This is a genomic window from Idiomarina sp. A28L (assembly GCF_000218785.1).
In the GTDB taxonomy this organism is placed as follows: Bacteria; Pseudomonadota; Gammaproteobacteria; order Enterobacterales; family Alteromonadaceae; genus Aliidiomarina.
In genome coordinates this window covers 51818-64674 of sequence record NZ_AFPO01000021.1, presented here as the reverse complement: position 1 = coordinate 64674, position 12857 = coordinate 51818, and the positions used below count along the sequence as shown (strand labels likewise).

General features: G+C 39.3%; 10 protein-coding genes. All 10 read left to right on the top strand.

Annotation, left to right across the window (positions count from 1 at the left end; genetic code table 11):
- Positions 1-91: 91 nt before the first annotated feature.
- A complete protein-coding gene (locus A28LD_RS08130; RefSeq protein WP_007420598.1) occupies positions 92-1045 on the top strand; it encodes a Wzz/FepE/Etk N-terminal domain-containing protein in 954 nt (317 codons plus the stop codon).
- 93 nt (positions 1046-1138) lie between these two features.
- On the top strand, positions 1139-2197 hold the full coding sequence (locus A28LD_RS08125) for a Gfo/Idh/MocA family protein (RefSeq protein WP_007420597.1): 1059 nt from the start codon (positions 1139-1141) through the stop codon (positions 2195-2197).
- A complete protein-coding gene (locus tag A28LD_RS08120; protein ID WP_007420596.1) occupies positions 2197-2685 on the top strand; it encodes an acyltransferase in 489 nt (162 codons plus the stop codon). Before A28LD_RS08125 ends, A28LD_RS08120 begins: the two co-directional genes overlap by 1 nt.
- Positions 2678-3775 (top strand): DegT/DnrJ/EryC1/StrS family aminotransferase, encoded by a 1098-nt coding sequence (locus A28LD_RS08115; protein ID WP_007420595.1) that lies wholly within the window; start codon positions 2678-2680, stop codon positions 3773-3775. The genes A28LD_RS08120 and A28LD_RS08115 overlap by 8 nt, the downstream gene beginning before the upstream one ends.
- Complete coding sequence (locus A28LD_RS08110) at positions 3772-4890, top strand: glycerol-3-phosphate dehydrogenase/oxidase (protein ID WP_007420594.1); 1119 nt, start codon at positions 3772-3774, stop codon at positions 4888-4890. The genes A28LD_RS08115 and A28LD_RS08110 overlap by 4 nt, the downstream gene beginning before the upstream one ends.
- A gap of 3 nt (positions 4891-4893) precedes the next feature.
- Positions 4894-6108 carry a glycosyltransferase gene (locus A28LD_RS08105; protein ID WP_007420593.1) on the top strand — a complete coding sequence of 405 codons (1215 nt, stop codon included), beginning with the start codon at positions 4894-4896 and terminating at the stop codon, positions 6106-6108.
- Entirely contained in the window at positions 6095-7510 is a 1416-nt protein-coding gene (locus A28LD_RS08100) for a lipopolysaccharide biosynthesis protein (protein ID WP_007420592.1), read from the top strand. Before A28LD_RS08105 ends, A28LD_RS08100 begins: the two co-directional genes overlap by 14 nt.
- Positions 7511-8059: 549 nt before the next feature.
- Entirely contained in the window at positions 8060-9046 is a 987-nt protein-coding gene (locus tag A28LD_RS08095) for a glycosyltransferase family 4 protein (RefSeq protein ID WP_139043558.1), read from the top strand.
- A gap of 1622 nt (positions 9047-10668) precedes the next feature.
- A complete protein-coding gene (locus A28LD_RS08085; RefSeq protein ID WP_007420590.1) occupies positions 10669-11829 on the top strand; it encodes an O-antigen polymerase in 1161 nt (386 codons plus the stop codon).
- 5 nt (positions 11830-11834) lie between these two features.
- Positions 11835-12773 (top strand): D-glucuronyl C5-epimerase, encoded by a 939-nt coding sequence (locus tag A28LD_RS08080; protein WP_007420589.1) that lies wholly within the window; start codon positions 11835-11837, stop codon positions 12771-12773.
- Positions 12774-12857 lie beyond the last annotated feature (84 nt).

Sequence of the window (12857 nt, the reverse complement as noted above, 5' to 3'; positions counted from 1 at the left end):
ACATTTACAGATGAGTAGTTAGCAATAAATTCTTGCAAAGAAATCCTTTCAAACCAAACTCGAGTAAAATAAAAATATTGTGGAACCCAGCATGAACAGCAACCAAGAATACCCGCAGCAGCCTATTGTCGATGGTGAAATTGATTTATTAGAATTGTTTAAAACAATATGGGCAGGGAAATGGCTCATTATCGCGATTACGGCGATGTTTGCTTGCGGTTCGGCGCTGCTTGCGCTGAACCAGCCGAATATCTATGTGGCAGAAGCTAAACTAGCACCTACCAAAGAGAGCCAAGGCGGCATGGGATCTTTGGGTGGCCAGTTGGGTGGGCTCGCTTCGCTTGCCGGTATTAATATGCCGCGAGGGCAGGTGGATAATTCGCAACTCGCGCAAGAAATTATTAAGTCGCGCGCGTTTTTAACTGATTTTGTGGAGCGACGCGGCATTCTAGCCGATTTAATGGCCGTTGAAAGCTGGAACCCTATTAGTAGCCAAGTAGAGTATGCAATTGATGTATATGATGCGGCGACGCAAACTTGGTTACGTGAAGTAAAACCGCCGCAACAATCCAAGCCTACCAGTTGGGAATATGTAGAGGCATTTCGAAATATCCTAACTGTAAATGGAGATGCGGGTTCTGGTTTAGTAACGCTTAGCGTAGAGCACCGTTCCCCGGTGGTTGCCAAACAATGGGTCGATTGGTTAATTGAAGATATTAATAACGAAATGCGTCGCCGCGATGTGGAAGAAGCGCAAAGCAGCATTGCCTTTATTGAGCGTGAAATGGCCAATACGCGGTTAGCTAACACACAGCAGGTATATGCCTCGTTACTCGAACAACAAACTCAAACTATTATGCTCGCCAACGTACGTCCCGAGTATGTATTTCGGGTGATAGATCCTGCCGTAGTGCCTGAACAAAAAGCGAAACCTAAACGCGCGCTGATAGCAGCTGTAGGTACCGTGCTCGGTGGCATGTTGAGTTTGTTTTTGGTGTTGGTGTTGAGTACGATGCGTAAGCATCGTGAAACGGCTTCTGAATAAGCAGTTGAAGACAAAAATTACTAGTAGCGAGAAAGTTGCAGTTATGAGTTGAGGTTTGGGTTTGTTAATTTTTAGTTATTGGATTATGAAAATATGATGAAATTTGCATTATTAGGTTGTGGGCGTATTGCCAAGCGCCACTCAGAATTATTAGGCCATGGTAAGATTGAAAAGGCAAAGCTGGTTGCCGTCTGCGACATTGTAGAAGAAAAAGCAAAAAAAATTGGCGAACAATTCGGTGTGCCGTACTTTACAGACATGAATGAAATGCTTGCTCAAACCGACATAGACGTTGTCACGGTTTTAACCGAAAGTGGTTATCACGCCAAGCACGTCATTGAAATAGCAAAACATAACAAACACATTGTGGTAGAAAAACCAATGGCCCTAACACTTGATGATGCAGATGCCATGATCAAGGCCTGCGATGAAGCAGGTGTCAAATTATTTGTAGTTAAACAAAACCGCTTCAACGTACCGGTAGTTAAAGCCAGAGAAGCCATAGAGGCAGGACGCTTTGGTAAACTGATTTTAGGAACGGTGCGCGTTCGTTGGTGTCGTCCACAAGCTTATTACGATCAAGATCCATGGCGTGGTACCTGGGCGTTGGATGGTGGCGTATTAACCAACCAAGCCAGTCATCATGTTGATCTGTTAGAGTGGATGATGGGCGAAGTCGAAAGTGTTCATGCGATGAGTTCAACCGCCTTGGCTAAAATTGAAGCGGAAGACACTGCAATCGTAAACTTGCGTTTTAGAAACGGAGCATTAGGCATTATTGAAGCCACCACAGCGGTGCGCCCAAAAGATCTAGAAGGTTCATTATCCGTATTAGGCGAAACAGGTACAGTTGAAATCGGCGGCTTTGCCGTTAATCAAATGAAAGTTTGGAACTTTACCGAAGAGCAAGAAGGTGATTCGGATGTGATGGAAAAATATTCTGTTAATCCACCGAATGTCTACGGCTTTGGACACCAGGCTTATTATGACCATGTTGTAGACTCGATTCTAAACAACAAAAAACACTTGGTTGATGGATTACAAGGTAGAAAAAGTCTTGAGCTGATCAATGCCATTTACGAGTCAATTGAAACCAAAAAAGAAGTCTTTTTACGCTTTAAACCTAAACATTGTCGTCTTGGTCAAAAATAATGCAACAAATGAACCAGCCTAATCTAAAAAGCGTTTCAATTCGTGATGACGTGGTTTTTGGGGAAAACGTCACAGTTGTACAACCGGTGAATCTCTACGGTTGCGAAATCGGTGATAGAGCATTTATCGGCCCGTTTGTAGAGATTCAAAAAGAAGTCAAAATTGGCCAGCGCACGCGTGTACAGTCGCATGTATTTGTTTGCGAGCTAGTCAGTATCGGTGATGACTGCTTTATTGGTCATGGTGTAATGTTCATTAATGATATATTCGCAAAAGGTGGTCCGGCTCGCGGCGATACCATGCTTTGGAAAAGCACCAAAATTGGTAACCATGTATCTATTGGAAGCAATGCTACCATTCTACCAGTTGAAATTTGCGACTATGTTGTCATCGGTGCAGGTGCAGTGGTCACTAAGAATATAACCCAGCCAGGCATATATGCCGGTAACCCGGCCCAGAAAATAAAGGATTTAAAACCAGATGGTTAAGTTTTTAGATTTAGCGGCACAATACCAAACCATTCAACAAGAAATCGATACCGCCATCCGTGACGTGATTGCCAAATCCGCGTTTATCGGCGGAGAATACGTTAACCAGTTCGAGCAAGATTTCGCCGGCTATAGTCAAGTTGAGCACTGTATCGGTGTAGCCAATGGCACGGATGCGATTGAAATCGCGATTGAAGCCCTAAATCTACCGCAAGGGTCAGAAATTATCGTACCGGCAAACTCGTTTATTGCCAGCTCCGAAGCGGTCACCCGACAAGGGCATAAAGTCGTGTTTGCGGATTGTGATCCGCAATCATACGTCATCTCGATTGAGGATTCCAAAAAACGCATAACACCAAAAACAAAAGCCATAATCGCCGTCCATCTTTACGGTCACCCGTGCGATATGGATGCGCTACAAACGCTAGCCGACCAACACGGGTTATACATTATTGAAGACTGTGCTCAATCACACGGTGCAGAATACAAAGGCAAACGAATCGGCTCAATTGGCGACATCGCCACCTTCAGTTTCTACCCTGGTAAAAACCTAGGTGCATATGGGGATGGCGGCGCAATCACCACCAACAATGCTGAACTCGCCAGAAAATCCCGCATGATTGCCAACCACGGTCGCATCGCCAAATACGATCACGAATTCGAAGGGCGTAACTCGCGCTTAGATGGGCTACAAGCAGCTATTTTGTCAGTTAAACTCAAATACTTACCGGAATGGACACGGAAACGCATTGCCGTAGCCGATTACTATCTTGCGCATTTAAAAGATATCCAGAAAATCACCTTACCCGTTAGACAAGACTGGGCAAAACAGGTTTATCATTTATTCGTCATACGTACCGAACAGCGTGATGATCTGGCTAAGTTTTTGGGGGATAAAGGCATACAAACTGGCGTACATTACCCGCTTTCATTACCCAAGCTAAAAGCTTACGACTACATCAATCAAGCGAGTGAAGATCTGTTTGCTAATAAAACCGATACTATGCTACTCAGCTTACCTATTGGCGAACACCTAAACGAAGAAGACTTAGGTCAAGTGGTTGCGGCAATCAAAGAATATTTTGCATGAACATCGCAGTAATCGGCGGAGGCATTAATGGCATTATGACCGCTTGGGAATTGCTCAAGCAAGGGCATAGCGTTACACTATTTGAAAAAGGCAAGGTTATGCAACAAACCTCGTCGGCTTCCTCCAAATTACTGCATGGCGGACTACGTTATTTAGAAAACTTTGAATTTCGTCTCGTCAAAGAAGCCTTAAAAGAACGCCAATGGTGGATACAGCAAGCACCACATTTAGCGCAACCGTTAAAACTCTACATCCCTATTTATCAAAACAATCGCCGTCCAGCGTGGATTTACAAACTCGGCCTATGGCTTTATGACTTATTAGCCGGAAGAAAAAATATCGGCCAACACCAAAGCTTAACCCAACAGCAAATCCACCAGGCCTGCCCAGAACTCAAAACCGAAAACCTAGTCAAAGGATTCAGCTATTATGACGGTCAAATGGACGACTACCAATTAGGTCTCTGGGCACTCGAACAAGCCAAAAAACAACCAAGCCTGATTATAAAAGAGCACACCGAAGTCACCAAAATCGACATACAAGGCAACCTAACTCTTGCCGATGGCACAACAAATAGCTTCGACAAAATAATCAATATCGCAGGCCCATGGGCAGAACAACTACTCAAAGAAAGCAACATAAAATCAAACTACACCCTAGACCTAGTAAGCGGCAGTCACATACTCGTAGAAAGCAACGTCATTCCTGCGTCGGCGGGAATCTCAAACAAAACTAATGAAAAGTTTGGCTACTTCCTCGAAATCCTCAACGAACGCCGTATGTTCTTCGTTTTACCCTATCAAGGCAAAACTCTAATCGGCACAACAGAACAGCGTCAAACGATAAACGACAACATACAACCCAGCGAACAAGAAATAGACTACCTAATCAACGCCTACAACCACTATTTCAAAACGCCCATTAACAAACAAAATATCGTGCAAAGCTTTGCAGGTGTGCGCCCGCTCATCAAAAGCACCGATAACCCAACCAAAGCCACTCGTGAATACGCCATACAACAAAACAAAAATCTAATAACCGTATTCGGCGGCAAATGGACAACTGCAAGGCAGTTAGCTTTGAAGTTGCCTGTAACACTAAAAAAAGATAAATAACTTATGCACATTCTAATCTTACCTTCTTGGTATCCAAAGCACCCATCAGATGTAACCGGTGTATTTTTTCGCGATCAGGGGTTGGCTTTGCAAAAGCATGGCCATCACGTTGGCGTTATTGCGCCACAACTTGAAACGCTTAGAACTTTATTTAAAAAAACAAACGCCAAGTTCTCCTTAAACTTTGAATTGGATGATGGCATGCCCACTTATCGCCATCCTTTGTATGCATTTTTACCGCGCTTGCCGTATGGAAATTACATTTTATTTAAATGGTTGGCGAAGAGATTAATCAAACGTTATATTGCAGAACAGGGCAAGCCAGACATTATCCATGCGCATTCTGCGATTTACGCTGGCGCTGTTGCTGCAGAATTATCACATGAATTAAAAATTCCTTTTATTGTCACAGAACATAGTAGCGGTTTTGCAAGGAAACTCTATGCATCTTGGCAAGTGAAGTTGGCAAAAAAGGCTTTTACGCAAGCAAAAAAATGTATTGCGGTCAGCCCTGAATTAAGTAGTTTATTAGAAACACAAATCCCTCACACACGTGGACAATGGACGTGGATCCCAAATATGGTTGCAGATAGGTTTAATCAACCATCACCGCGTGATACACAATCCCGCTCGATACGTTTTTTAAACCTAGCCATGATGAATGATAATAAGGGGCAAGCTGATTTGATTAATGCGTTTAAGCAAGTAGTCGAAGATAAGCTGCAGTCCGAGTTGTGGTTAGCTGGTGATGGGGCACTTCGTACCAATCTTGAACAACAAACTCAATATTTAGGTATTGCAGATAAGGTTCGTTTCCTCGGTATGGTTCCACCAGCTGCGGTACCAGGCCTGCTTGAAGAGGTCGATGTGATGGTTGTGTCTAGTCATTATGAAACCTTTGGTGTAGTCGCAGCAGAAGCATTGATGGCAGGGGTGCCTGTTATTGCCACACGTTGCGGTGGGCCGGAATGCATCGTGACCGAAGCAGATGGGATATTGGTGCCGATAAAAGAACCACAAGCTCTCGGGCAAGCTATGTTTCAACTTGCACAAAATATTGCGAACTATGACCCAGTTGAAATATCAAAACACGCTAGAGCTCGTTTTTCAGGGGAAGCGGTGGCTGAGCAGTTAACAAAGTTGTATCGAAGTGTATTCTTTAGCAGAAAGAATGACGAAATAGCTTTAGAAGATGTTTCGCAAAATGAATGCCCGTAAAGTATTAGCTTTTTCTGTTGGGCCGATAGGCGGAGCGGCGTTGGGGTTGATTACTTTGCCGATTGTGGCGTGGTTTTTTTCGCCGGAGGACATTGGGCGTTTGACGATGTTGCAGGTGGCAGTGAGTTTTGCCTTGTTACTTTTCAGCTTGGGACTAGACAAAGCCTATGTGCGTGAGTTCCATGAAGTAGAAGATAAAGCAGGCCTGCTGAAAGCGGTGTTCATACCCGGGTTTGTGATTTTATTGTTAGTGTTAGCAGGCTTGGTATTCAGTCCTTGGTCGCCATCGTTATTGTTGTTTGGTATTGATTCGCTGTTTTTAACGGTTTTACTATACGCCTCGATTCTGTTGTCGTTTGGCTCGCGCTTTTTGGGTTTGATTTTGCGCATGCAGGAGCGCGGCTTCGAATATTCAATGAGCCAGTTATTACCAAAATTACTGTTTTTACAGATCGTCCTAGGTTATGTTTGGCTAGGTGCAGACGCGGTTTTTGATAATCTGATCATGGCTAACTTTTTATCTTTGCTGGCGGTGTTTTTGATTTATGCATGGACCACGCGTAAAGATTGGTTGCCAGCTTTAAATGCTATTATCGACAAAGCCAAACAGTCACAGATGATTCGTTATGCAATCCCCTTAATTGGCAGTGGCTTAGCATTTTGGGGTTTGACCATCATGGATAAGTTGTTTTTGCGAGCGCTATCTGGGTTTGAAGAACTAGGGATTTATGCTGTTGCGATTACATTCGGAGGTGCGGCTTTAGTCTTTCAAGCGATTTTTTCAACTATTTGGGTGCCAGTTGTTTACAAATGGGTGGCAGAAGGCGTAAACCCACAAAAAATAAAACATGTGATTGATTACGTAACACTCGCTGTTGTGGCGATTTGGTCATTGGCGGGAATGTTTTCTTGGGTGGTGGCTTATCTATTACCGCCAGAGTATATGTTAGTGCCATATATCTTGTTGGCAGCGATGGCCTACCCCTTGCTTTACACGCTATCGGAAGCGACGGGAATAGGTATAGGCATAAAGCGCAGATCTATGTTTTCGTTGTTAGCCGCTATTTTAGCGTTAATTGTCAATGCGATTGGTAACTGGTATCTAATTCCGACTTATGGGGCCGCAGGCGCGGCAATGGCATCTGCTATCGCTTTTATGGTGTTTTTTATTATAAGAACAGAAGCTAGTTCAAGGTTATGGGAAAGTTTTGAACGGCGGCGCATGTATGTCTTTGTGATAGTGTTGATTATATTTAGTGTGTTTTTTAACACGATTGCAATAGAACGCCTTTCATTTGTAGTGTTTTTCTATTTTTTAGTGTTAGTGGCTTCGCTGTTCGCCTATAAAAGGCAACTTCTAGAAGGTTCTGCTTTTTGTATCAACAAGTTGTTTAAAAGATGATAGAAAACAGTCACCCATCTGAAGCCGAAACTTCTGGTTTATAGTTGTATTTTTATCTTATTAGCCGGCGAGCATATGCAGCTTGATGAAATACATAATTAAGTAATCAAAGATGGTGACATATTGACCTAGAAAGATATTGTGTTCGAACATGTTGTTTTTTTTGAACAGTAGGGTAAACAAGTTTAAAGTTATTTTAAAACCGCCCAGTTGATAAGATTAAAGATAATAATCCTATCAGTTCAAGTTTGATTATGATTTACGGACACTAGAAACTATTCTTAGTAACTCGGGTTATTCAGGTCCTTGTTTTTATTGCACAAAAGTGGGTTTATTACATCGGTAACAATATACCCTTTTGATGTGCTTGTGTGAGACTAAATACTATCCTGAAATACTTGCTCAAGACAAAGAAGTTTGCGAGACACAGCCTCCAAAATTTATTAGCACTGGGCTGGTCATTTTTTAAATAGCGGGGATTTCAGTCAAATTTAGAGTAGATTCATTTTTGGGAATGTTAGTAATTAAGAAGGCGGAACTTGAAAAGTGGTGAAAAAAGTTATTTACATTTCATTTATATGTAAACACCATATAGGTGTTCGAAAAAAAATCGAAGAGCAGGTTAATGAATGGCGAAATACAGGTATTGAAGTTTTGGTTGTAAATGATCTATGTGGTTATGGAGCCATAATCAAGTATTTGTACAGATATTATACCTTTATAAAATTTTTTTTGTTTCGCTGTAGCTCTGATAGCTTTGTGTACATAAGGCAAACTGTGTCTTTACCCCTGTTTGGTGTTTTTTCTCGATTAAGAAAATATAGTTACGAAGTCAATGCTGATATATCAAAAGAAGCCTCAACGCTCAGTATATTCCAAAAAATACTATTTTTATTGTTTAAAGACTCTTTATTGAAAAATGCTGATAAAGTATTTTTTGTTACTGAAGAGCTTAAGAGTAGATACCAAAATTCTTCAAAATTTAACTATGTGTTTCCTAATTGCTTAAAGAAACTTGGGTCAAAAAAGAAGTTGCCTAGAGGAAGAGATATTGTTTTCGTCGGCAATGAAAATCAAAAATGGCAGGGCGTTGATATTTTCTATGAGTTTGTGAAGGCTTTGCCAATGTTTAATTTTCATGTTGTTGGAAACATTTCAAGACCGCTAAATTTCAATTGTCATAATATTGTTTTTCATGGGATTTTAGACGGCACTGATTATTTCAATTTAATGTCAGAAATGGATTTTGCAATAGGTACTTTAGCTTTTTACAGGTCAGGTCTTTCAGAGGGGTCAGCATTGAAGGTCAGAGACTATGTTGCTTTTGATTTACCTATTGTTGCTGGTTATTTTGATACCGATTTTTCTGCTTCACCATTCTACTTAACAGTATCAACTAACCCGCTAGATCTCGATATAGAAAAAATTCAGGATTTTTTTTTACAGTGGGAAAGAAAAAGCATTCATGATTATCTAGACAAAGCCAACTTTTGTAAAAATAGAGAAAGCTTAAGAGTGCAGTTGATATGTTGTTAATAATGAATGCAGATAATAAGCGTAAGACTTCTGTAATGAGATAGGTCGAAGAGAGAGCAGCTATAGACAGGTGATACTAGCTGTTTTTGATCAAGAAAGTGAGCTCAACATGAATTATAAGGACTTTTTGGATGGACAACGCCACTCGATTTTGTAGCTAAACTTAGAGAAGCTTTCGCCCAGAAAAATTAGACGTTGGGCATCAAAAATTAAGCGGTAATTGCAAAGAGCTTTATTATTTCAGGTTGTTATGAACCTTTGAAGACTCATTTGAAAATGCTAAAGCGGCGTTCGAACAGTGTAAAAAACTGTACGTGTGACAAAACCAGAATAGCGTTCGAGTAAATGTAGAAGCCTTGCCTAGAGTTTACATGAGCGACCTGCAAGCGTATTGGCCGGCTAGTGAGCTGTAAATGGGTGTATACCCACATACTCGCGAATCTCAAGAAAGATATTCAATCACACGCACGCTTGTGTCATAGACTGAGGCGGTACCAGAAACCCTCACATAGGCATTGAGGCCGAATATGATCGGGCAGCTGAGTTTATCAACGACCACACATTGGTGAACATACCGAACGCTTCAACGATTTGGAAATAAATATGGTAAGAGTGGAGCCGGCATTATAGCATCCGTGCTTGAGCTAAAAAGCAGTTTCTTCGCAATCCGAATCTAAAGAGAAAAACGAAGGTAATGTTGTCATAGCATTGATTAAAATGTCACTATCGTTTCAACTACTTGTGTATACATCAACTACGGATATTAGACTACCTCACGAATCAACCATTTTTTAATAAAAATCCCCTACCTCTTTGCAATGGTTATTTAGTGTGAAGTTAAGCTCAATTACGCTAATAGATGAGTTTGCAGGCTATCGTATACAGCGCGCCAAAAAGATTAAACAGACTCAGCATAGCATTAAAGAGTGATCAGCGTAGAGCTTTATCTCCTAGGTAGTAATGCACTTTAAAGGCTCGATGACTCACATCCTGCGACTAACTTCAAAATATCCGTTATAATAACGACTCTTTTTAACGAAAATGTGGTTAAGTTTAAGACTTCTTTGTTATTGAACGCTTTGCACACAGAACAGATTTCAACCGCAATGGGCATGATCTTATCGGTAGTGTTTGAAACGGTTTAAACCGCATATTCTCGCAAGACTTAATGAGAGCAATTACGGATACGACATGTAGAAGTGTTCCTAATTTAAGTATTCAACTCTTTCGCCTCAAAAGTGATCAGGCTTTTTTATTTCTATGCTTTGCTTTGAAACAGCAATCGAACGTTATGTTTCCATTTGTTAAAGCGCGATACTTAGCAGGCCTCTCGGGACCGAATCAGCTAGTAAAGACGTATGCTTCTAAAGTAAAACTTAAGGTATTCACCTGAACTCTATTCAATCAGGCCAACAAATACCTGAATCGCGGTGCTTTAGCAGCACTGGTTCAAAATACTGGATGAAGCACGGACGATATTTAGCTTAGGCAGAGTCCTTACAAAGAGCATTTGACTTACAATTCTCTAAATTATTCAACGCCAGCTGAGTACGAAAGCAGGTGGTATAGAAACTCAAATCTCATTGAAGGTATGTTGCCCTTTCAAGGGAAAGGTAGTGTTTATGTCATTAATTTCTTGTTTCTATTTTTACTTTATTTATAAGTTTGATTTAAGTAAAAATAAAATATTTTCAATTGCAGCATTTTTACCAATTTTTTTACTCGGTTTTTCTTTTGACCTTATAGCGTTAGGATATTTAGATCATATGATGGTGTATGATCAGTTTGAGGTTAATCTGTACCTATTTATAATAATAAATATAATTTTAATATCTGGTGTCAGTGCCATTTTTTTCACAAATAAATTTTTGAAGTTAAAGAACAGCTCAATTACACGAAATAAAATAAATGATCTTCGCTCTTTACATGTGGTTTATCGGGTGCTTTGTATTTTAGTTTTTATTGCATTTTTGGTAAACTTCCAACGTGTAGGGTTTTCCTTAGAACTGCTTATTTATTCTCCTCGTGAGTATGAATTGTCGTTTGGAAAGTATACAGCAATAAATTATATATATTTCCTAAATGTTTTAGCGGTATTTTTATATGTATACTTGAATTATTTTAAAGTGATTAAAAAGCTGGATTTTCTGTTTTTCATGACTGTAATAGTTACTTCAGTTTTTTTTGGTAACAAGTCCGCCTTTTTAGATGTGTTTTTTGTGATTATTTTTACATACCTGTTAATGGAGGGCGTAACCAAAAAGATTTATTTGAGTATAGTAGCTCTCATTCCAATTGTGTTTGTCTTTTTTGAGTTTGTTAGAGGTGGGGGGATTGATGGTATATTTGGATACTTAGTTCAGGGTTATGTAAACTTCTATTATAAAATCGTATCAATGGATTTTGTTTATCAATCATTTTTTGTTTTTATATCTAATGGATTCAGTTTAATTCCTGTGGAAAATGAAATATTGGTTGCAAAAATAGAGAAAGGGTTTATTTTAAACGATAAATACAATACGTTCACAAGTTTTTATGAGCCTTATGGTGTATTTTCATTTTTTGGATGGTTTATATTTTTTGTTTTCACTTACTTCGTGATTAACTATTTCTCGCATAAGCATAGCATACTGCAATTTATTTCAGTCTTATTTGCTTGGGTTTTGTTCCTGTCGTTTTTCTCCTATCGATTTGGAGCATTTAAATATCAATATTTAATCTTTGTGGTTGTAATATTGTATTTTATTTTAAATAGATTGAAATTTAAGAAAAAGGTCAAGTGATTGGTATGGATAGTAAAGATCTCAATTTCAAATTAAATTATTATCTAGAACTCAAAGAGTTCGCCAGTAAAGTGAAATCTTCTGATGCTTATGTATATGAACAGGGTGTTTATAAGTATAAGATCAATAATGTTTATCCGTTAAATAATTTATATAACCCTGAAATAGCCTTTGTTCCGGTTGTAAATTTCTTAATGGCTCTGGAGCTAATAAATCAGTATTATGATTCAAGAAATGAAGTACTCTTATCAGAAAGTAAGTTACTGATTGAGAACTCAATTAAACATGCTCATGTAGATAAAGATAAAATGTATTTTCGTCATGAATATTATCAGCCGCTTTATTTGCTTAATAAGGGGTGGGTATCAGGTATGGCGCAAGGATTGTTCATATCAGCATGTGTAAGATTGTATCTTATAACCCAGGATGAAGTTTTTTTTCAATATGCAAAATCGGCTTTTGATGTAATGATAATGCCTGTAGAGCAAGGTGGCTGCATGCTAACATTGGAGGAAGGGGTCTGGTTTGAAGAATATCCTTCGAAAAAAAATAATTCTTTTGTTTTAAATGGTAATATTTTTTCAGTTTTTGCATTAAATGATTTTAATCAAATATATGATTGTCAAGAGCTATTGTATCAATCAATTCGTAAACTGAGTTCAACTATTGCAGAGTTTTATGTTTTTGAAGGTTGTTGCCGGTATGATTTAAATAATGCAATTTGTGATGAAAATTACCTGAAATTGCATCATGATCAATTGGATGTATTAATTAACGATTTTGGATTGAAAGATCTAGAGCCTTTTATTAACATTACAACCTCATGTGCTCCGACTTGTAATAACTTAACTTACTCGTTTAAATTTGACAGGGTGATCAGGAGAGTTCATAAGCTAATATTTATTTTGTTGATCGTCGTTAAAAAGCTAGCAGTAAAAAAATAATACTAATTATGTCAGCGATATTGCTCATTTTAATTAGCTAAGTCGAAAAATCCTGTTGCAAACAAAATGTTATTTAACTTTGTC

What these genes read in the sequence shown, in the direction of transcription:
- A28LD_RS08130 (WP_007420598.1), top strand. Translation starts at nt 92, where the DNA reads ATGAACAGCAACCAAGAATACCCGCAGCAGCCTATTGTCGATGGTGAA.
- A28LD_RS08125 (WP_007420597.1), top strand. Translation starts at nt 1,139, where the DNA reads ATGATGAAATTTGCATTATTAGGTTGTGGGCGTATTGCCAAGCGCCAC.
- A28LD_RS08120 (WP_007420596.1), top strand. Translation starts at nt 2,197, where the DNA reads ATGCAACAAATGAACCAGCCTAATCTAAAAAGCGTTTCAATTCGTGAT.
- A28LD_RS08115 (WP_007420595.1), top strand. Translation starts at nt 2,678, where the DNA reads ATGGTTAAGTTTTTAGATTTAGCGGCACAATACCAAACCATTCAACAA.
- A28LD_RS08110 (WP_007420594.1), top strand. Translation starts at nt 3,772, where the DNA reads ATGAACATCGCAGTAATCGGCGGAGGCATTAATGGCATTATGACCGCT.
- A28LD_RS08105 (WP_007420593.1), top strand. Translation starts at nt 4,894, where the DNA reads ATGCACATTCTAATCTTACCTTCTTGGTATCCAAAGCACCCATCAGAT.
- A28LD_RS08100 (WP_007420592.1), top strand. Translation starts at nt 6,095, where the DNA reads ATGAATGCCCGTAAAGTATTAGCTTTTTCTGTTGGGCCGATAGGCGGA.
- A28LD_RS08085 (WP_007420590.1), top strand. Translation starts at nt 10,669, where the DNA reads ATGTCATTAATTTCTTGTTTCTATTTTTACTTTATTTATAAGTTTGAT.
- A28LD_RS08080 (WP_007420589.1), top strand. Translation starts at nt 11,835, where the DNA reads ATGGATAGTAAAGATCTCAATTTCAAATTAAATTATTATCTAGAACTC.